This is a genomic window from Bradyrhizobium liaoningense (assembly GCF_018130785.1).
Taxonomy (GTDB): Bacteria; Pseudomonadota; Alphaproteobacteria; order Rhizobiales; family Xanthobacteraceae; genus Bradyrhizobium; species Bradyrhizobium liaoningense_A.
Genome location: NZ_JAFCJT010000004.1, coordinates 381,500 through 401,103, shown reverse-complemented (window position 1 = coordinate 401,103; position 19,604 = coordinate 381,500). Strand labels below are relative to the sequence as shown.

16 protein-coding genes and 1 tRNA gene are annotated in these 19,604 nt (G+C 64.3%); 6 read left to right on the top strand and 11 right to left on the bottom strand.

Annotation, left to right across the window (positions count from 1 at the left end; all coding sequences use genetic code 11):
• Positions 1-102: 102 nt before the first annotated feature.
• The 5 genes from JQ627_RS14265 to rpmH form a co-directional block, all read right to left on the bottom strand.
• Positions 103-462 carry a DUF423 domain-containing protein gene (locus JQ627_RS14265; protein WP_212484809.1) on the bottom strand — a complete coding sequence of 120 codons (360 nt, stop codon included), beginning with the start codon at positions 460-462 and terminating at the stop codon, positions 103-105.
• Positions 462-1,115, bottom strand: a complete 654-nt coding sequence (yihA, locus tag JQ627_RS14260; RefSeq protein WP_212484808.1) for a ribosome biogenesis GTP-binding protein YihA/YsxC — start codon at positions 1,113-1,115, stop codon at positions 462-464. The genes JQ627_RS14265 and yihA overlap by 1 nt, the downstream gene beginning before the upstream one ends.
• 146 nt (positions 1,116-1,261) lie before the next feature.
• A complete protein-coding gene (gene yidC, locus JQ627_RS14255) occupies positions 1,262-3,103 on the bottom strand; it encodes a membrane protein insertase YidC (protein WP_212484807.1) in 1,842 nt (613 codons plus the stop codon).
• A 16-nt stretch (positions 3,104-3,119) separates the two neighbouring features.
• A complete protein-coding gene (rnpA, locus tag JQ627_RS14250; protein ID WP_212484806.1) occupies positions 3,120-3,536 on the bottom strand; it encodes a ribonuclease P protein component in 417 nt (138 codons plus the stop codon).
• Positions 3,537-3,564: 28 nt separating this feature from the next.
• A complete protein-coding gene (gene rpmH, locus JQ627_RS14245) occupies positions 3,565-3,699 on the bottom strand; it encodes a 50S ribosomal protein L34 (RefSeq protein ID WP_008542748.1) in 135 nt (44 codons plus the stop codon).
• A gap of 360 nt (positions 3,700-4,059) precedes the next feature.
• Between rpmH and JQ627_RS14240 the strand changes: the two genes are divergently transcribed.
• From JQ627_RS14240 to JQ627_RS14225, 4 genes are all read left to right on the top strand, one after another.
• The gene (locus tag JQ627_RS14240) at positions 4,060-5,559 is read left to right on the top strand and encodes a HAMP domain-containing sensor histidine kinase (RefSeq protein ID WP_212484805.1); all 1,500 of its coding nucleotides are present in this window, start codon (positions 4,060-4,062) and stop codon (positions 5,557-5,559) included.
• A gap of 211 nt (positions 5,560-5,770) precedes the next feature.
• Positions 5,771-5,847: transfer RNA gene (locus tag JQ627_RS14235), tRNA-Arg, on the top strand.
• Between the two features lie 343 nt (positions 5,848-6,190).
• The gene (locus JQ627_RS14230; RefSeq protein WP_212484804.1) at positions 6,191-6,973 is read left to right on the top strand and encodes an alpha/beta fold hydrolase; all 783 of its coding nucleotides are present in this window, start codon (positions 6,191-6,193) and stop codon (positions 6,971-6,973) included.
• Positions 6,974-7,134: 161 nt separating this feature from the next.
• A complete protein-coding gene (locus JQ627_RS14225) occupies positions 7,135-7,533 on the top strand; it encodes a hypothetical protein (RefSeq protein WP_212484803.1) in 399 nt (132 codons plus the stop codon).
• Positions 7,534-7,668: 135 nt separating this feature from the next.
• Here JQ627_RS14225 and JQ627_RS14220 read toward each other — a convergent pair whose 3' ends face one another.
• The 4 genes from JQ627_RS14220 to JQ627_RS14205 form a co-directional block, all read right to left on the bottom strand.
• Positions 7,669-8,088: a CBS domain-containing protein gene (locus JQ627_RS14220; RefSeq protein ID WP_212484802.1), complete on the bottom strand. Its 420-nt coding sequence runs from the start codon at positions 8,086-8,088 to the stop codon at positions 7,669-7,671.
• A gap of 115 nt (positions 8,089-8,203) precedes the next feature.
• Positions 8,204-8,674, bottom strand: a complete 471-nt coding sequence (locus JQ627_RS14215; protein WP_212484801.1) for an aminoacyl-tRNA deacylase — start codon at positions 8,672-8,674, stop codon at positions 8,204-8,206.
• A gap of 204 nt (positions 8,675-8,878) precedes the next feature.
• On the bottom strand, positions 8,879-9,199 hold the full coding sequence (locus JQ627_RS14210; protein ID WP_212484800.1) for a hypothetical protein: 321 nt from the start codon (positions 9,197-9,199) through the stop codon (positions 8,879-8,881).
• A 49-nt stretch (positions 9,200-9,248) separates the two neighbouring features.
• Positions 9,249-14,075, bottom strand: a complete 4,827-nt coding sequence (locus tag JQ627_RS14205) for an NAD-glutamate dehydrogenase (RefSeq protein WP_212484799.1) — start codon at positions 14,073-14,075, stop codon at positions 9,249-9,251.
• A gap of 596 nt (positions 14,076-14,671) precedes the next feature.
• On the opposite strand from JQ627_RS14205, the gene JQ627_RS14200 reads away from it, so the two are divergent.
• Positions 14,672-16,825 (top strand): GumC family protein, encoded by a 2,154-nt coding sequence (locus JQ627_RS14200; protein WP_212484798.1) that lies wholly within the window; start codon positions 14,672-14,674, stop codon positions 16,823-16,825.
• 98 nt (positions 16,826-16,923) lie between these two features.
• The gene (locus JQ627_RS14195; RefSeq protein ID WP_212484797.1) at positions 16,924-17,262 is read left to right on the top strand and encodes a hypothetical protein; all 339 of its coding nucleotides are present in this window, start codon (positions 16,924-16,926) and stop codon (positions 17,260-17,262) included.
• 147 nt (positions 17,263-17,409) lie between these two features.
• Here JQ627_RS14195 and JQ627_RS14190 read toward each other — a convergent pair whose 3' ends face one another.
• Both JQ627_RS14190 and JQ627_RS14185 read right to left on the bottom strand, forming a co-directional pair.
• A complete protein-coding gene (locus JQ627_RS14190; RefSeq protein WP_212484796.1) occupies positions 17,410-18,432 on the bottom strand; it encodes an LLM class flavin-dependent oxidoreductase in 1,023 nt (340 codons plus the stop codon).
• 10 nt (positions 18,433-18,442) lie between these two features.
• Positions 18,443-19,528 carry an AraC family transcriptional regulator gene (locus tag JQ627_RS14185; RefSeq protein WP_212484795.1) on the bottom strand — a complete coding sequence of 362 codons (1,086 nt, stop codon included), beginning with the start codon at positions 19,526-19,528 and terminating at the stop codon, positions 18,443-18,445.
• Positions 19,529-19,604: the final 76 nt, after the last annotated feature.

The following is a 19,604-nucleotide window of genomic DNA, read 5'->3' as shown; positions in this document are numbered from 1 at the left end:
CAGCCACAAAATGCTCCAGGCGAGGTGGAATAACGACTTTCTCCTCTCCGTCCTTGCCCATATGCGATAGCCCTACCTGGAGGGGGAGGGTAAGATGAAGCGTCACTTCCGCGCCGCCACCGCGGCCAGCGTCACCGCCAGCCAGCTCGCAATCATCACCGTTCCGCCGGTCGGCGCCGCGAACGGAAACAGCGAATGGCCGGCATATTGCCGCAAGGTCAGGTCGCCCGCGAACAGCGCGGCGCCGATCACGAAGCCAAACGCGGCGACGAGCCCAATTCCGCCGTGCAGAAGGCCGCGCGCGAGCAGGGCGACACCTGCGAGTATGGCAGTTGCATGAAACAGCAGCATGGCGCTGGCGGAGGCGAGCCGGCTGGCATCGGCGCCGTGCGCGGAGGCGGCGGCCAGCGCGACGCCGGCGGCGCCCATCAAACCGGCAAGCGCGAGCAACAGGCGAGTCATCACGAGCTTCGCTCTTCCAGTAGCTTCGCCATCGCGGCGCGCAACTCGGCCATGCCGGTCGAACTCCGTGACGAGGTCGCGAGCACGTTCGGAAACGCTGCCGGATGTTTTGCCAGCGCGGCCTCGGTCTCGGCGATGCGGGACTGAAGCTCGGACGCCTTCACCTGGTCGGCCTTGGTCAGCACGATCTGGTAGCTCACCGCGGAACGGTCGAGCGTCCCCAGGATTTCGAGATCGACGTCCTTGAGGCCATGCCGCGCGTCGATCAGCACGTAGACGCGGGCGAGCGAGGCGCGCCCCAGCAGGAATTTGTGGATCAGCTCGGTCCAGGATGCGACCTGCGACTTCGGCGCCTTGGCATAGCCATAGCCGGGCATGTCGACGAGCCGCAGGTCTTTCTTGCCGGGGACCTCGAAGAAGATCAGCTCCTGGGTGCGGCCCGGCGTATGCGAGGTGCGCGCGAGCGCGTTGCGGCCGGTCAGCGCGTTGATCAGGCTGGACTTGCCGACATTGGAGCGGCCGGCAAAGGCGATCTCCAGCCCTTCCATCGGCGGCAGCGTCGCAACCGAGGGCGAGGCCCAGATGAACTGCCAGTCGCGGGCAAACAGCTTTCGCCCGGTTTCGATCAGCTTCGCATCTTTGTCGTCGGTCATGCGAAGGCTTTCAGTTGCTTACCGCGTCATTGCGAGCGAAGCGAAGCAATCCAGAAATGCATCCGCGGAGGCACTCTGGATTGCTGCGTCGCTCAGTGCAAAATTGCTTTGCAATTTTGTCACGAGCTCCTCGCAATGACGGAGACCTACGTCGCCTTCTTCGCGAACGTCGCCTTGAGATTGTCGAACAGCTCCACCTTCACGCCGTTGCGGCGCATGATGAAGCTCTGCTGGAGTACCGAGAGCGTGTTGTTCCAGGCCCAGTAGATCACGAGACCCGCCGGGAAGCCCGCCAGCATGAAGGTGAAGATCAACGGCATCCAGTTGAAGATCAGCTGCTGGGTCGGATCCGGCGGCGTCGGGTTCAGCTTCATCTGGAACCACATCGTGATGCCCATGATGATCGGCCAGATGCCGAGCGCGAGGTAGTGGCCGAACACCGGAATCGTCGTCGGATCGAACGGGATCAGGCCGAACAGGGTGAACAGGTTGGTCGGATCCGGCGCGGAGAGGTCCTTGATCCAGCCGTAGAACGGCGCGTGCCGCATCTCGATGGTGACGAACAGCACCTTGTAGAGCGAGAAGAACACGGGGATCTGGATCACCACGGGAAGACAGCCGGCGACCGGATTGATCTTCTCCTTGCGGTAGATCTCCATCATCTCCTGCTGCTGCTTCACCTTGTCGTCGGGGAAGCGCTCCTTCAGCGCCTGGAGCTGCGGCTGGATCGACTTCATCTTCGCCATCGAGGCGTAGGACTTGTTCGCCAGCGGGAAGAACAGGAGCTTCACGATCACGGTCACGAGCAGGATCGAGATGCCGAAATTGCCGAAGAAGCGGTAGAAGAAGTCGAGGCCGAGGAACATCGGCTTGGTGATGAAGTAGAACCAGCCCCAGTCGATCAACAGATCGAAATGGTTGAGGCCGAGCGCCTTGTTGTAGCCGCCGAGGCCGGCGAACGGGAACACGCCGACGACGCCGGCTTCCTTGGCGCCGGCGAACAGCCGCGCATTCGCCGTCGCGGTGCCGCCGATCGCGACGGTGACGGGATCGAGCAGATAGTCGGTCTGGTAGGTGTGGACGTTGCCGACGGGGTTCGACGAGAAGCGCGCCTGGAGCTGCGCACTGGTGTCCGGCAGCAGTGCCGAGGCCCAGTACTTGTCGGTCATGCCGAGCCAGCCATTGGTGGCCTTGAAGTTCACCGACTTGGCTTCGTCGATCTTCTTGTAGGCGTATTCCTGCAAGCCATCGAGATAGCCGATCAGGCCTTCATGCAGGATGTAGTAGCCAGAGACCTGCGGCGTGCCGTGGCGCGAGATCAGCGCGAACGGGTAGAGCGTGACCGGCGCGTTGCCGACATTGCTCACCTCGTCCTTGATGGTGAAGAGATAATGGTCGTCGACCGCGATGGTGCGGCGGAAGGTGAGGCCCTCGCCATTGTCCCACTTCAGCACCACCGGCGTCGTCGGCGTCAGGCTGCCGCTGCCGTCCTGCTGCCAGACGGTCTGGGCGTCCGGCAGCTTGGCCGTCACGCCCGTCGCCGGCACCCAGCCGAACTCGGCGTAATAGGGTTCTGCGGTGCCCGAGGGCGAATAGAGGATGATCGGCGGCGACTTCGGATCGACCGTTTCGCGGTATTGCACCAGCGCGATGTCGTCGATGCGACCGCCCTTCAGCGAGATGCTGCCGGCAATTCGCGGCGTGTCGATCTTCACGCGCGGGCTGGCCGCAATCGCGCTGTCGCGGGCAACGACCGGCTGGGCCTGGTTCGCGGCCGGTGTTGACGGCTGGGCCGGGCTGCCGGGCTGCGGGGCTGCGCCCGGCGTCGCGGAGGCGGTCGGCTGCGGTGTGTTCTTCTGGAGCTCGGCCTGCGCCTGCTGCTGGGCGCGCTGCTTCTCCATCGCCGGCACGTTGTAGAAATACTGCCAGGCGATCAGCACCAGGCCGGAGAGAATGACGGCGAGGATGGTATTGCGATTGTCGGTCATCACTATTGTCTCGTCATCAATCCGGTTTGCGGCTGGTCGCAGGAGCGGGGCCGGGCCTTAAGCCGTCGGGTCTTGAGCCGCGTCCCTTGTGCGTATGCCGCGCAGGCTTCGTGAACGCTATGCGCAGATCGTCGAGCATGGTGGCGAAGTCGCGCGAGAGCGCGTCCCTTCGGCCAACCAGCACATAATCATGATGGGGCTGCACCGACACCGGATCGAGCCGCTTCACCAGTTCGCGAAGCCGGCGCCGGATGCGATTGCGTTCGGGGGCGTTGCCGTTCTTTTTGGTAACGGTGAAGCCGATCCGGATCGGGCCGCTGTCGTCGCGGCCAAGGCTTCGGCGATCAAGGCTTTGCAGGACGAACGCGGGACTATTCGCCCGCGCGCCATTGGCAACGGCGAGGAAATCCGCCCGCTGCCTCAGCCGATCCATGATGAAATCCCAAAAATGGGGGTCCGGCTCAGGCGCTCAGACGCTTGCGGCCGCGCGCGCGGCGGGCGGCGAGAACCTTGCGGCCGCCGGCAGTGGCGAGACGAGCACGGAAGCCGTGACGGCGCTTGCGCACCAGTTTGCTGGGTTGATAAGTCCGCTTCACGGGTTTTTCTCCGCTGACCGGGCAATTTGCCTGTAGAATTGATGGTAAAGTCCGGAAGATGCGGCCCAAAATGGGCCCTTTTCGGCCCCAAGAGAGCCGCTCCCGGCGTCACACCGGGTCATCGCGGACAATTTGCGCGGCTTATAAGGGAGCGTCTTCTTTTCGTCAACGTCACAAGAGCGCACGATTTCGGTGAATATCACTGTTTGTGCGGGGTTTTTAACCCTTGAGGTAGCGACTCGCGATATCCGCGCTTACATCCCACCAAGGGAGATTAGCGATCCGTAATTTGACCGTCCCCCGGGCGGGTCGCATCCTCCATCAGCCAAGCTCTATTACAAGCCAATAGGGGCGAATTTCGTGGCAGCGACAGACCTCCAGCCGGTCCAGGATACGGATCAGCCGGGCCAGCCGGCATTGCGGCCCCGCGGGGCGCGCGGGCTTGGCTTGTCCGGCAAGCTGCTGCTGCTCACCGTCCCCCTGGTGATGATCGCCGCCGTCCTGCTCTACGTGCCCGCTATCGCCAACTTCTGGGTCAACCGGCTCAATGACCGCGTCGCGGCGGCCAACACAGCAGCGCTCGTGCTCGACGCCGCCCCGCTCGGCATGGTCCCCGATTCGCTGTCGCGGCAGATCCTGAAAAGCATCAATGCCCGCGCCGTCGCCATCAAGATGGGGCAGCAGCGACGGCTGCTCGCCAGCGACAACCTTCCCACAGCCATTGAGCATGACATCGACCTGCGCGACATGACGGTATGGGAGGCGATCACCGGCTCGTTCCGGATGATGCTGGAGACCGGCAACCAGGCCATCCGCATCGTCGGGCCCGGCGTCGGCAATGCCCAGTTCATCGAGATCGTGACCGACGAGCTGCCGCTGCGGCAGCAGATGTATCGCTTCTCCCGCAATGTCGTGGTGGTCGCGCTGATCATCGCGGTGCTGACCGCGGGCCTCGTCTATCTCGTGCTGCATTATCTCTTCGTGCGCCCGATGCGGCGGTTGACCGCGAGCCTGGTCGGCTTCCACGAAAACCCCGAAAGCTCGGCGCGCATCATCGTGCCGAGCCAGCGCAGCGATGAGATCGGCGTCGCCGAGCGCGAATTGTCGGACATGCAGCGCGATCTGATGTCGATGTTGCATCAGAAGAGCCGGCTCGCCGCCCTCGGCCTCGCCGTTTCCAAGATCAACCACGATCTGCGCAATCTGCTGGCCTCGGCCCAGCTTTTGTCCGACCAACTCGCCAGCGTGCCGGATCCGCGGGTGCAGCGTTTTGCCCCGAAGCTGGTGCGCTCGCTCGAGCGCGCCATCGCCTTCTGCCAGTCGACGCTGTCCTACGGCCGCGCCCAGGAAGCGGCGCCTGACCGCCGCATGATCCTGATCGAGCCGGTCGTGCTGGAGGTGCGCGAGACCGCAGGTCTTGCCTCCGACGCTGCAATCGTCTGGGTCGCCGCGATCGAGCGCGGGCTCGCCGTCGATGCCGATCCCGACCAGCTCTTCCGCGTGCTGCTCAACCTCGTCCGCAACGCCGCCCAGGCGCTGGAAAGCCATTCGTCGGGCGATGGCGGCGCGCAGCAGATCCGGATCACCGGAAAACGCGAAGGCGCCGTCGCCATTCTGGAGGTCTCCGACACCGGCCCCGGCGTGCCCCAGAAGACCCGGGACCATCTGTTCGAGGCGTTCCAGACCTCCGGCCGACCCGGCGGCAGCGGGCTTGGTCTGGCCATCGCCGCCGAGCTGGTCCGCGCCCATGGCGGCGAGATCCATCTGGTCGAAGGCACCATCGGCGCCACCTTCCGGATCGTCATCCCCGACCGCCCCGTGGAACTTCTTTCCATCCGCAACGAGCGGCAGAGGGCGTAGTCGGCCAGAGGCCGACAGTCTCTCATCATTCCGGGGGCCGTGCCTTCGGGCCATCCCGGAATGACACCCAAACCGTCATCTCCCTGCAAAATCTCCCCATCCCGGACCTTGCCAATCGGGACAAGAGCGGTTAGTCAGAGCGCTCTTTCGCACCCCTCCGGCGCTGTCCGGAGGCTGCCTGCGGGCCCAGCCCGCACTGTTCGCGAAAAACGCGCCCGTAGCTCAGCTGGATAGAGCATCAGACTACGAATCTGAGGGTCGGACGTTCGAATCGTTCCGGGCGCGCCATTTCGGTACAATACCTGCACTCCAAGACCTGCCGTTTTTGTGCCGGACGACATCGCCGCACGGTTTCTCCCTTTTCATAGCCGCGTAGTCCGAGACAGATGACGGACGCCCTCCTGGCGAGCCTCGTCACACGCCGCCTCGCGTTGTGCTCGGCCCTGGGCAGCTACGCCTTGGCCGCACGCTTCCCAGATCATGCGAATGTGCGGCCGGAGCGCTTGGTCGGCCGCCGCAGCATGGCACCACGGCGAAGCAGCAGTGCCCATCTTCACCGGCCGTGATGGGCCGTTTAGATTGAGGTCTCGCCAGAGACGCCTGGACATTTCGGTGAATACGGAGATGACCCATGAAGCTCGCGCATGACGGAATCCAGCTGTCCTTCGACATTGCCGGCGCGGGACCGCTTCAATTCCTGTTCGTCCACGGCCTCGGCGGGGATCGCACGCATTTTGCGCCGCAGATGGAGTATTTCGCCCGTCAAGGTCGGGCATTGAATGCCGAGCTGCGGGGGCATGGCGAGAGCGACAAGCCGCAACAGGCGTATTCGATCGAAGGCTTCGCCGATGATCTCGTCTTTCTGTGCAACCGACAGCAGATCACAAGGCCGGTCATCGTGGGTCAAAGCATGGGTGGCAACATGGCGCTCGAAATCGCCGCCCGCTATCCGGACTTTCCTGCAGGCCTGGTGCTGCTCGATTCAGGGGTGCTCTTCCCCGCCTCGGCAGGGACGGTGTTCGCCGGGTATCTGGAGGGCTTGAAGGGCGCGAATTTTGCGGACGAGGTCCGGAAAATCGTGGCGGACTCCTGTCTGCCGACCGACAGATGCCGCGCCCATGTTGAACAGACCTTTCTGGCGACGCCACAGCACGTGCTGGTGTCCACGTTTACAAGTCTGTTCCCCTGGGATGGGCATCGGGCGCGCGAGTGCGCCCAGGCGTGCCGGGTCCCTGTGCTCTACATCGAAGCCGCCCATCGGCTCGCGGATCTGGATCGCTTTGCGGAGCTGTGCCCGCAACTGGTCACGGCCAAGGCCGTCGGCTCCGGGCATTTCCTGTCGCTGGAGGTGCCGGAGCAGATCAACCCGATGATCGACCGGTTTGTCTCGCTCTACGTGCAAAGACCCGGGTAAGCTTCGTGATCGGCCGTGGCGCGCCGTGATCAGTCTCTTGGCTGCGACCCGCAATCGGGCAAGAACGAAACCCTTTGCAGGCCGGGCGAAGCCGGCCGGAAACAAACCTGGCCTAACCTTCGCCGAGCTTTCCCGACCAACCCGATTCAAGGGAGGATCTCATGAAAGCAGCGCTTCTGGTCCTGCCGCTTCTTGGCCAGCCCGCGATGCCGATTTCGGACCGCGTGCCCGTCTTCAACGTGGAAGCTCTCTGCCGCGACGTTTCCGCTGACGACAAGGCCTCAGGGCTCGCCCCGGCGCAGGACGCCGGCGAATGCATGCGTGATGAGACAATTGCGCAGCAGCAGTTGAGTTCGACCTGGCTGACCGTTCCGGGTCCCATACGTGAAAGTTGCGAAGGCGAGGCTTCGGCAGATGGAATCCAAAGCTATGTCGATCTGCTCACCTGCCTGCAGATGGCAGGCTGGGCAAATCCGGCTCCGCCGCCGACGCCCCCGCTCCGGGGTGCGAGCAAGATGCGGAACGCCAGGAATGAGCTGAAGAACGAATTGAAGAATTAGCTGCACAGGTGACAATGGGGGCGAGCAGACGACGGAGCAGCTTCTTGGCAGGTCGCGTGTCATGGCGTGCGCGTTCGCCGGCAGCGCGCCTGCGCGCGATGCGACGAAGTTCCGGGCGCCGGGTGGCGGTCGCCATCAATGATGGGCCGACACGCCCTTGACGCATTGGGTCAACAGATCAACGGTGGCGAATTGGCCGACGTCACCCAGGCTGATCATGCCGACCATCCGCTTGCTCTTGTTGATCACGGGCAGCCTGCGGATTTTCAGCGTCTCCATGTGATGCACGGCTTTCGCCAGATCGTCGTCGTCCCGGCAGCAATGGATGCCTTCGGTCATCACGTCCCGCGCCGTCGCGCGCGCGGCGTTGAAGTTCTTGCTCGCGAGGCCTTTGCAGACGATGTCGCGATCGGTCACCATCCCGATCAGATGGTCGTCATCGCCGATCGGAATGCAGCCGACGTCGTGCCCTTGCATCAACTTCGCGATCTCGGTGACCGGGGTGTCGGGGCTGACCCAATCGACGCCCTTGTGCATCACGTCCTTGACCTTCATGGAGGACCTCCGTTGTGAACGCAGCCCCCGTGACGCGACTATACTACGAACCGGGCGCGACCGCACGCGCGCCGCGACGAAGGCGCAGGGGAAATCATCCCGCCGCCATGCTGCGTCAACTGTGCGTGCTGAAGCGTCCATGCGGCGCATTGGCCGTCAGCCGTTCGAACTGCGCGTGCGTCAACTGGAGCAGCGTCTCATGGTCGCCGGCTTCGATATAGATCTCGGGCTGCGCCCGGATGCTGTCATCGACGATGAGATCGAGCCCGTAGCACCGGCCGATTGCCGGAACGGCTCCGTGCGCGCAGTCCGCGAACAGCCTGTTGATCTCGGTTTCGTTCGCCATCACGAGATCCGCGCCGAGCTTCTCCTTCAAGTCCGGCAAGTTGAGACGGTGCGATGCCGGAACGATCGCGAGCATATAACCGCCGTCATGCCGCAGCACGACGGCCTTGGCGAAACGATCGCCCGAGACGTGGCAGGCCTGCGCCGTGCGCGCGGATGACATGGTGAGAACGTGCGGGATCTCGGCATACTGGATCTTCTCGGCAGCCAGGTATCGGTGGAGCGTGGGGGCAATGGTCATGGCTTGGCCTCCGGATGGGTATGCGAGCCATCCATCGTGAGGCTGCCTCCACCGCACGATGGGCGGCCGCGTGATTGCCGGACGCCAGCATAGGCCTCGCCCTCGAATGCCGCAATTGGGTCGGACGCTCGACGAGTTCCGGGCGCGCTATTTCCGCTCCGTTTGCCCCAGATTCATTGTGGCCCTTGCTACGCTTCCCGTTTTTTACGGGATCCTTGCCACGACTTCAGGCCGGTTCTTCGCGAGCCAGGCCAGAGCCTCTGGCCCATCGACGACGCACGCGAAGGTTTCCCAGGCCGGGTCCTCCAGGGATTCCGATTGCAGTCGCTTCGCCGCATACTCAACGAGGTCGTGCAGGCCTTCGTATCCTCGTCGGTGCTCGAGCGACTCTGCAATCGCGGAGCTGGTCCATCCTCGTTGGGCCAGATCGATAATGCGCGGAGCGTCAGCCTCGCTGAACCAAGGCGTGGCATCGAACTCGATGCAGCGGACGTTGTCGGCGGTATGGCAAGTGGCGTGGATCATGGGTTCCTCCGTTCGCCAGCGAAGTTTCACATCGCTTGCTCGCACGCTCTCAGACTTTGACCAGATCCCCCAGCAGGTTCGCCGCCACCGTCAGCTTGGCAAGCGTCAGGCCGCTGGCAGCAATCTCCTCGACCGAGCGGCGGATGCGCGCCGCTTCGGGGTGAGCCGCGAGCCATGTCTCGACGGCCGGATGGCCGGAGTGCCCTGTTACCAGCATATCGGCGGCCAGCCTTCGTTCGGCGCCGGCGATCTGCTCAACGGCGCGATCGATGGCCATGCGCTCGAAATAATCGTTTGCCGGCACGTTGCGCGCGGCGGCGATGATCCGGTCGAGACGGAAATTCGCCTCGGCGGCGAAGAAGGTTGCGGCTGCATCGCCGATGGGGCGCGTGGTGCGCTCGGCAACCGTCACGATATCGGGTGCCGAGACCAGAGCGTCGAGATCGGCGAGCTCGCCGGCAAGGCTGGGCGGAACGCCGGCGTCGGTCAGCTCTTGCCGCCGCTTGGTGCGCACGGCCTGCATGTCCGGCGGCAGGGTGGTGTCGAGCCCCGCGACGATCTGGCGGATCGCCGGGCCGAAGCGCGCGACGACGGCCTCGAGCCCGTCCCTGAAATCGACATGGCGCACGTACCAGACCATGCGCGAGAGCAGCAGGTCCTGCACGGAAGCGTAGAGGGACAGCTGCACCTGGCCGTCGATGCAGGTATCGAGCGCATCGATCGCGTCATTGAGCCACTTCAGTCCGTAGCACTCGTCGACCGCCACATAGGCCATGACGATGATCGGGATATCGGCGTCGGTCTCGTCGACGAGGCGCGCGACACAGGCTGGGCCGCCGCGGTTGATCACCGCATTGGCGAGGCTGGTCGCGATGATCTCGCGCCGCAGGCGATGGAATTCGACCGCGGTCGGGAATTTGTCCTGAATCTCGTGCGGAAAGTACTGCGATAGCTCGCGGGCCAGATAGGGATCATCGGGCACGCCGGTGACGAGCAGGTCCTCGTAGAGGGTCAGCTTGGCGTAGGCGAGCAGCACGGCAAGCTCGGGCCGCGCGAGGGACTGGCCACGCCGTGTGCGCTCGGTGAGCGCCGCGTCGTCGGGCAGGAACTCCACCGCGCGGCTGAGCAGGCCGCGCCGCTCGAGCGATTGCATCAGGCGGGTGAGGAAGCCGGTCTCCGCCACGCCCTTGCGTTCGGCGAGCGAGAGCGCCAGCGTCTGAAGATAGTTGTTGCGCAGCACCAGCGCGCCGACCTCGTCGGTCATTGCGGCAAGCAGGCTGTTGCGGTCGGCGGGACTGAGGCGTCCCTCGCGCTCCGGGCGCGCCAGCGCGATCTTGATATTGACCTCGACGTCGGAGGTGTTGACGCCGGCCGAATTGTCGATGGCGTCGGTGTTGAGCTTGACGCCCTTCTGTGCCGCTTCGATACGGCCGCGCTGGGTGACGCCGAGGTTGGCGCCTTCGCCGATCACCCGGGCGCGAACGTCAGTGCCGGCGATGCGGATCGGATCGTTGGCGCGGTCGCCGGCCTGATCGTCGCTCTCTCCCGATGCGCGGATATAGGTGCCGATGCCCCCAAACCACAACAGGTCCGTGCGCGCTTTCAGGATCGCCGTCATTACCTCGAACGGAGTGGCTTGCTCCTTGTCGAGATCGAGAAGGCTGCGCACTTCCGGTGCGAGCGGGATCGCCTTGAGCAGGCGCGAGAACACGCCGCCGCCATGCGAGATCAGCGACTTGTTGTAGTCCTGCCAGCTCGATCGCGGCAGGTCGAAGAGACGCTTGCGTTCGGCGAAGCTGATCGATGGGTCGGGGGAGGGATCGATGAAGATGTCGCGGTGATCGAACGCCGCCACGAGCCTTGTCGCCGGCGACAGCAGCATGCCGTTGCCGAAGACGTCGCCGGACATGTCGCCGACGCCGGCAGCGGTGAAAGGCACGGTCTGAATGTCGGTGCCGAGCTCGCGGAAGTGGCGCTTGACCGCCTCCCAGGCGCCGCGCGCCGTGATCCCCATCTTCTTGTGGTCGTAGCCCTGGCTGCCGCCGGATGCGAAGGCATCGCCGAGCCAATGGTTCTTCTCGGCCGAGATCGCGTTGGCGATGTCGGAGAAGGTGGCCGTGCCCTTGTCGGCGGCGACGACGAGGTAGGGGTCGTCGCCGTCATCGCGCACGGTGGAATCGGGCGGCACGACGGCGTCGCCATCGAGGTTGTCGGTGAGCTCGAGCAGCGAGCGGACGAAGATGCGATAGGCCTCGGTGCCCTCGGCGAGCCAGGCGTCGCGATTGGACGGCGGCGGCAGGCGCTTGGGCACGAAGCCGCCCTTGGCGCCGACCGGCACGATCACGGCGTTCTTGACCTGCTGCGCCTTCACGAGGCCCAGGATCTCGGTGCGGAAATCCTGCGGCCGGTCGGACCAGCGCAGGCCGCCGCGCGCAACCTTGCCGAACCGCAGGTGAATGCCTTCGACACGCGGCGAATAGACGAAGATCTCGTAAAGAGGCCGCGGCGCCGGCAAATCGTCGATCCGCCGTGCGTCGAACTTGAAGGAGATCACCGGACGCGGATGTCCGTCTTCGCCGATCTGCCAAAGATTGGTGCGGATGGTCGACTGCACCAGATTGGTGAAGCGGCGCAGGATGCGGTCTTCATCGAGCGAGGCGACGGATTGGAGCTGCTCCTCGATCTCGCCAAGGAGAGTTGTCTCGCGCGCCGAACGCTCGCGATCGGTAAGCACGAGGCGCGGATCGCGCCGGGTCTGGAACAGCGCGACGAGGTTGGCTGTGATCGCGGCGTTCTTGCGCAAGGTCTCCCACATGTAATCCTGGGTGAACGGAGCGCGGATCTGGTGCAGGTAGCGCGACAGCGCCCGGATGGTCGAGACTTCGCGCCAGCCCAGTGCGGTGCGCAGGATCAGAGCGTTATATCCATCGGATTCGGCGCGATCCGTGACCACCGCCATGATCGAGGCTTCCAGGCGATGGCTGAATTCGGGGTTGATCTCGATCGGCTGGCCATCACTGGTTTCGATCGTCATGTCGTGGAGCCAGACCGGCTCCGGCCTGTTGCCGGGCACGATCTGATAGGTGCGTTCGTTGACCACGCGCAGGCCGTGATTTTCGATCACCGGCACGCGATAGGACAGCGATAGGGGGGCGGCGTCGGAGAACACCTTCAGGCCGAAGCGCCTGGGATCGTCATCGCCGCTGTCGCGGTGCACCGAAATCGTCACCGGGCGGGCTGGCGTCAGCCTTTCGATGGTAGCGATATCGGCGATTGCCTGCTCCGCCGTGAAAACCTCGGTATAGCCGCCGCTAAAGGCCTGGGCATAACGATTGGCGATCATGCGCGCCCGCATGCCGTCGGTCGACGCAGTGAGCGCGGCCTTCAGCTTGTCGATCCAGGTCGCGGCAATGGCGCTGATGCCGGCCTCGAGCGTGGCGCGCTCGACGACGGGCGTTTTGCCTTCATAGCGCCCGATGATGAAGTGGACGCGCGCAAGCGCGCCTTCAGGGAACGATACGTAGGAAGCCGACAGGGTTCCCTTGTAGACCTGCGACAGGAAGGCTCCGACGCGCGTGCGGACGTCGGTGTCGTATTTGTCGCGCGGAATGAAGGTGAGGATGGAGACGAAGCGATCGAACTTGTCTACCCGCGCCAGCGCCCGGACGCGCGGGCGCTCGTAGAGGATCAGGACCTCGATGACGAAGTTGTAGAGCGTGTCGACGTCGATCTGGAACAGCTCGTCACGCGGATAATCTTCGAGGATATGCATGAGCGCCTTACCCGAATGGCCGTTCGGGTCGAAGCCGGCGCGCTGCAGCACCCGCGAAACCTTGTGGCGCACATAAGGGATCTGCCGCACCGAGCGGGTATAGGCGCCGGAGGTAAAAAGGCCGACGACGCGCAATTCACCCTCGAGCCGGCCGTCGGGTGCGTAGAGCTTGATGCCCACATAATCCATCCGGATGCGGCGATGGACGAGGCTTGAGACATTGGCCTTGATGACGATCAGCAGGGTCGGCTCGTGCATGAACTCGCGAATTTCCGATGTCATCACCACCATATCGTTGCCGCGTCGCAGGACCTTCACGTCGGGATCGCGCAGGATACCGAGGCCTTCGCCGGTCGTGATGTCGTCGGACGCATCGCTGTCGGGCGAGAAGCGATATTCGCGCACACCGAGGAACGTGAAATTGTCCGCGCAGAGCCATTGCAGGAACTGATTGGCTTCGGCGACCTCGTCGATCGGCAGCGGCGGCGGATTGGACGAGAACGTCTTGATTGCTTCCTCGACGCGGTCACGCATGGCGCGCCAGTCGGTGACGCAGGCGCGGACGTTGCTCAGCGCCCTGGTGAGCCTGTCGATCAGCTTCTGGCGATCGGCGTCGGCGTCCAGGCGGGTGATGTGGAGGTGAATCAGGCTTTCGCGAGCGCCTCTTGCTCCCTCCGGCAGGGCTTCGCCGTAGAACCGCAGCAGCTTGCCCTCGGCATCGCGCTCCACGGCGATGATCGGGTGGGCGACGAGGGTGACTTCGATGCCCTGCTCGGCGAGCTCCGCCATCGTGGAGTCGTACAGGAAAGGCATGTTGTCGTTGAGAATCTCGAGCACGGAAATCTCGCGCCCGTTCGGCAACGTCGGATTGACCACGCGGATATCGGCGCTGCCCGACGTGCGCCGCTGCACATGCTCCCAGGCGTGCTCCGCCAGCAGGGCGAGGGAGGCGGCATCGTAATTGTCGAGATCCTCGATATTGCTGTAGCCGAACAAGGGCTCGGCAAAGGCCCGGGGGCTCTTGCCCGGCGGCACGCTGCCCGCTGCATCGCGGATCAGGGTTGCCCGGGCCTTGTCGTCACGCCACGCCATCATGTCCTCCATTTGCCGCGCCGTCCGACCGCAGTCGCGATCATCAGCCAAAGTCTGGAGTGCATCTCGTCGAGCGCCGCGGATCGAGTGGATGCGCAAAATCCTCGGTCTCGTGCGTCGGCAGTTTCCGACGACAATACTACGATCCCGGAGCGAAGGGCGGAATTCCCTACGGCAGCGGGCGAGGCCGAGGTCGACGGCCGCCGAATCATTGAGGCGAAAAAATAACGAGCAATTTCAAATGTGTATGAGCTCGCGGTTTTGTCCTGAATGGCAGCCGGAGCTGCGTTCCGATTGCGCTGGAGCGGCCTATAGGGAGTGCGGGTCAGCTCCACGCCATCGACCACCATTTTCCAGGTCCCCGTCTCCTCGTGGGGGGCGTCGACACCTCGAACGTCGTCGAGAGGAATGCAATGCCGACGACGAAATTATGATGGCGCCAGCCCGGTTCAACCGGACGCGCCGATGCCGCGCGGCGCATCGGCGCGCGCGTTAACAGATTGTTCACGAGCCACGGCGCGCCAGCCGTAACCGCCGGTTAACCATGGATATTTACGGTGTAGCAAGCCTCTGAACCGGGGCTGTCAGTTGATTTCGAGTCCAACCCCATGGCGTTCGGTCGAAGCGCATCTCCGCGAAGCATCGCCCCGACGGAGCCCGCGGCTTCGTGGGAAGCGCTGCGGGCTGCGGCGGCGAAGCCTGACAGTGCTGCTCCTGCGCTGATCAAGGGATCGCTGACTGTCTCCGGTGCGCTCGCTTTCCTGCGCGAGAATGGCCGGCGCATCCTGACGCTGGCCCTGGCGCTGTTTGCGCTCGGCGTCGTCGTCCTCATGATCCTTCCCGTGCGGTATGCCGCGACGGCCCTGGTCGTCCTCGATCCCCGCGAGTTGCGGGTGACCTCGGAGCAGGACGTGCTGCCGGGCATCGGCCAGGATGCCGCAGCACTTCAGAGCCAGATCGAGATCGCCAAGTCGGACGGCTTTCTCCGCCCCCTGATCGAGCAGCTCAGGATCGCCGACGACCAGGACATCGCGGGCGGTTACACCGACATGACGCGCCTGCTCGAAAAATTCCGCGGCCGTCTCGATATCTCGCGTCGCGGACTGACCTACGTCATTGCGATCTCGTTCACCTCGAACAATGCGGAGCGGGCCGCGCATTATGCCAGTGCCATCGCCGAGGCGTTCGTCGCGAGCCAAGGCCGTGTCCGCACCGAGGCGACGGACGAGGCGGCCGACTGGCTCAAGGACCGGCTGAAGGCATTGAACGAGCGCCTGCGCGCATCGGAAGATGCCGTTGCCGCCTTCAGGTTCGAGCACAAGATCCTCAATGCCGGCAAGGATTCAACCACCCAGCAATTGCGGGTGACCGACCTCAATCAGCAGGTCTCCGCCGCTCGCGCGCGCACCGAGGAAGCCAAGGCGCGTTACGAGCAGGTGCAGCGCGATCTCAAGGCCAATGTCGAAGGTCCGGTGAAGCAGGATCTCCTGAGCATGCTGCGCGCGCAGCGCTCGACCCTGAACGACCAGATCGCGCAGAAGAAGGCCGTGTACGGCGACCGCCATCCCGACCTCGCGATCTCCTACAGCCAGCTCGCCGATCTCAACAGGCAGATCGAGGTCGAGCGCAAGAAGAACATCGACACCGCGAAGTCCGAATATGAGGCGCAGCTGGAGCAGCAGAACGCGCTGGAAAAGCAGCTCAAGGCGGTCGAGACGCAGATGCTGGTCGACGGCCAGGCGCTCGTGAAGCTCCAGGAGCTGCAGCGCGACGCCGATGCCAACAAGAACATCTACGAGCAGTTCCTGTCGCGGTTCAAGACCACCAGCGAGCAGCGCCAGCTGCAGAGCTCACAGACCAAGATCGCTTCGCCCGCGATTCCGCCGGTGCGCTCGACGCGTCCGCCGCTCGCCTTGCTGCTCGCGGCGCTCGCGATCGGCTCGCTGTTGACGTCGACCGCCGCTGTCGCTGCGATGGGAAGCATGTCCGACAAAGCCGATCCTGCTGAAGCTCCGGCTCGAACGCCTGTACGTGCGAAGGCGGAGGAGGTCCAGCAGCGGCAAGTCCAGCCTCCGGCGTCTGCCGCGCGCCAGCCCGAGGCGATGCCGAACCTCCCGGTCTGGGCCCGCATTCCCGATCTGGCGCTTGGCGCCGTTGCCACCACCGTCTGGCAAAGGCCGATTGCCGGCACAGTCGAGCTCGATCTCGGCGCTTACCTGCGTCCGCTGCTCGAGCGGATCGATCGTGCGCCGGTACGCGGCTGCAAGGTTGCGCTCGTGTTGTCGGTCGGCAAGAGCGCCGGCGGCAACACCGTTGCGCGCTCGCTGAACCGCGCGGCGGTGAACCGCGGCATGATGAGCGTGCTGATCCGGCTCCAGCCGGAATTCGCCGGTCACCAGCCTCCGGTGACCGAATGGCAGGACGGCTCGACCACGGCGGGCCTTCAGTCGATCGACGAATTGCTGAGCGCCGGCAGAAAAGCCGATGCGCGGCCCGAGGACGATATTCGCTCGGAGTTCGATCTGATCATCGTCCATGCGAGCAATCTCGTCTTGCAGCCCGACGCCATTGCGCTGGCCGCGCATGCGGATCTGATCATCCCGGTGGTGCGCGCCGGCGAGCTCGGTTCGGCGGCGATGCGGCGGGTCACCGCTGCGCTGTCGAGGTACAACACCGTGCCGACCGGTCTCGTCGTCAATCATGCGCCCGCGGGTTCAGTGGCGCCTCACCCTGAGGGCGGCGCATTAAGCCGGGCGGTTTGACGATGACGGCGGCCTCCGGTCGTCATTGACGCCGAGAGGCGGCGACCGCAGGATGCAGCGTCTCCAATGCGCGACTGTCTCGGCTCGGGATTCCAGCGATGACCAGTCAGGCCAACTGCGTAACGCTGGTGCTCATTGCCCGGATACCGCCTGAGGGTATCGAGGCCTTCCGTGCCTACGAGGATGCCGTCCTGCCGCTATTGCCCGCGTTCAACGGGCATGTCGAGCGTCGTCTTCGAAATCCGGATGGCACGATCGAGGTACACATCGTCAGCTTCGCATCCGATGCGGACTTTCAAGATTATCGCAATGATCCCCGGCGCATTGCGCAAGCCGGGCTGTTGGAAAAATCGTCCGCGAAGCTGGAATTGCTTTCGATGGCGGACGTCTCGCATTGGCCCGTGACGTCGGCGCTGGGATGGTCGACGGCACAATGACCGAAATGTAACCGGGCGGCTGGCATCATCGAACTGTCATCGCTTCGTCATTCGCGCTCTACTGATCGCTGCTCCCTGCGCCGCGCATCGTGGGCACGAAGACGGGGGTGAAACCGGCGCGCGGCGGGGTGCGTATCGCCGTTCGCCTCAGCGCCACCCCAGCGCGGGCGCGACGTGCTTCAAGATCGCCTCGATCGCATGCGCGCAGTAGTCGACGCCGAGCTGGTTGGGGATCGTCAGCAGCAGCGTATCCGCTTCCGCAATCGCCTCGTCCTGCTTGAGCTGCTCGATCAACGCGTCCGGCTCGGCCGCATAGCTCCGGCCGAAGATCGCGCGCGTGCGCGGGTCGATGAAGCCGATCTGGTCCTCGCCTCCGCGCTCGCCGCCGAAATAGGCGCGGTCGCGATCGTTCATCAGCGCGAAGATGCTGCGGCTGACGGACACGCGGGGCTCGCGGCTGTGACCGGCTTCCTGCCACGCCAAGCGATAGGCGCGGATCTGCGCCGCTTGCTGCACATGAAAAGCCTCGCCGGTCTCGTCGTTCTTCAGCGTCGAGCTCTGCAAGTTCATGCCGAGCTTCGCTGCCCACGCCGCGGTCGCGTTCGAGCCGGCGCCCCACCAGATCCGTTCGCGCAGGCCTGCCGCATGCGGCTCGAGCCGCAATAGGCCCGGCGGATTGGGAAACATCGGCTGCGGATTGGGCTCGGCAAAACCTTCGCCGCGCAACAGGTCGAGAAAGACCTCCGCATGGCGCCGGCCCATGTCGGCGTCGCTCTGGCCGTCGGCCGGGCGATAGCCGAAATAGCGCCAGCCGTCGATCACCTGCTCGGGCGAGCCGCGGCTGATGCCGAGTTGCAGCCGCCCGCCGGCGATGAGATCGGCGCTGCCTGCATCCTCGATCATGTAAAGCGGGTTCTCGTAGCGCATGTCGATCACGGCGGTGCCGATCTCGATCTTGCTGGTTTTTGCGCCGACCGCTGCGAGCAGCGGGAAGGGCGATGCGAGCTGGCGCGCAAAATGATGTACGCGAAAATAGGCGCCGTCGGCGCCGAGCTGTTCCGCCGCGACGGCCAGCTCGATGGATTGCAGCAGTGTATCGCCGGCCGATCGGGTCTGCGATTGAGGCGAGGGTGTCCAGTGTCCGAAGGACAGGAATCCGATTTTCTTCATGGGGGGCAATTTAGGGATGGTCGCGGCGATTTGCGATGGGCAGCTCGGAGGAAACCTGGCCACGAACGGACCCGTCGCCTGCGTCGTTGTCCCGTTCGGAGCTGTCCAGAGCGCGCCATTGCCTTGGCGTCATTCCGGTCCAGCGCTTGAAGGCGTGGGTGAATGCGCTGACTTCTCCGTAACCGAGAAGCCAGGCGGTTTGCGAAATGGGCAGTTCATCGTTCTTCAGATAGCTCTTGGCGAGGTCGATCTTCATCTCGTCGAGGATGCCGCTGAAGGTCAATCCCTCCAGGGCGAGACGCCGCACCAGCGTGCGATGGCTCATCCCCAAGCGGCGGGCGATCTCTTCGACCCGTGCCTCGCGATGCGGGAGCAATGGAGCGATTGCATTCTCGACGCTCGATCTGAGCGAGACTCCGCCGGATTTCCGGTGTGCGAGTGCCTGCTCGCAATATGTCACCAGCAGGTCGTTCAGATAGTGGTCAGCACTTTCGATCGGCATCGGCCCCACGGATTCCGGGAAAGCGATCTCATCGACATCGGACCCGAACTCGATCTCGCACCCCAGGAACGACCTGACCTCTGTGGGCGTCGTTCGGCGGCGATGTACCATTTTGAGCCGGCTCGGGATCAGGCGGCGATTGGTCAGGGCGCGGTTCATGCGAATGATTGAGGTCAGCCAGAATTCGATCTGGTGCCGATCCGAGCGCCGTTCCACACCGACATATTTCAGCGTGACCGTCATCTCTTTCGCGGCGAATCGCAGCGAAATCCCCTCGTTGGCGAGACGGCAATAGCGCTCTGCCTTTGCGAAGGCTTCGGCGATCGTCCCGGAGGATGCGGCCACGTAATAGAGCAGGCCAATTTCACGAAGGTCGAAGTCCCGTGCCAGGTGGAAGCCGAGGCTGTCGTCCTGCAACGCCTCGGCCCCAAGTTCCAGAAACTTGATCTGGCTCTCGGCGCTCAGGCGCGCCTTGCGATCCTCGATCTGCTTGCGGGTCAATCCGGCCCGGGACAACAGGCTGTCCGCCTCGATGCCGGCGTTCTGCAGGCGTGCCCATACCAGGCGGGCGATTCCGCCGGTCGCACTGGGCATTGTTTCAAAATGGGGCGAATGGGCAGCCGGCACACCGAACCCTTTCGTCGTTGCCGCTGCGGGCCTCGCTCCTTGG

Bases quoted from the DNA above. Each gene is read 5' to 3' on its own strand.
- JQ627_RS14205 (WP_212484799.1), bottom strand. From the start codon at position 14,075: ATGGAGGACATGATGGCGTGGCGTGACGACAAGGCCCGGGCAACCCTG.
- JQ627_RS14265 (WP_212484809.1), bottom strand. From the start codon at position 462: ATGACTCGCCTGTTGCTCGCGCTTGCCGGTTTGATGGGCGCCGCCGGC.
- rnpA (WP_212484806.1), bottom strand. From the start codon at position 3,536: ATGGATCGGCTGAGGCAGCGGGCGGATTTCCTCGCCGTTGCCAATGGC.
- JQ627_RS14225 (WP_212484803.1), top strand. From the start codon at position 7,135: ATGAAAGCAGCGCTTCTGGTCCTGCCGCTTCTTGGCCAGCCCGCGATG.
- JQ627_RS14200 (WP_212484798.1), top strand. From the start codon at position 14,672: ATGGCGTTCGGTCGAAGCGCATCTCCGCGAAGCATCGCCCCGACGGAG.
- JQ627_RS14220 (WP_212484802.1), bottom strand. From the start codon at position 8,088: ATGAAGGTCAAGGACGTGATGCACAAGGGCGTCGATTGGGTCAGCCCC.
- JQ627_RS14230 (WP_212484804.1), top strand. From the start codon at position 6,191: ATGAAGCTCGCGCATGACGGAATCCAGCTGTCCTTCGACATTGCCGGC.
- yidC (WP_212484807.1), bottom strand. From the start codon at position 3,103: ATGACCGACAATCGCAATACCATCCTCGCCGTCATTCTCTCCGGCCTG.
- JQ627_RS14190 (WP_212484796.1), bottom strand. From the start codon at position 18,432: ATGAAGAAAATCGGATTCCTGTCCTTCGGACACTGGACACCCTCGCCT.
- JQ627_RS14185 (WP_212484795.1), bottom strand. From the start codon at position 19,528: ATGCCCAGTGCGACCGGCGGAATCGCCCGCCTGGTATGGGCACGCCTG.
- JQ627_RS14210 (WP_212484800.1), bottom strand. From the start codon at position 9,199: ATGATCCACGCCACTTGCCATACCGCCGACAACGTCCGCTGCATCGAG.
- yihA (WP_212484808.1), bottom strand. From the start codon at position 1,115: ATGACCGACGACAAAGATGCGAAGCTGATCGAAACCGGGCGAAAGCTG.
- JQ627_RS14195 (WP_212484797.1), top strand. From the start codon at position 16,924: ATGACCAGTCAGGCCAACTGCGTAACGCTGGTGCTCATTGCCCGGATA.
- JQ627_RS14215 (WP_212484801.1), bottom strand. From the start codon at position 8,674: ATGACCATTGCCCCCACGCTCCACCGATACCTGGCTGCCGAGAAGATC.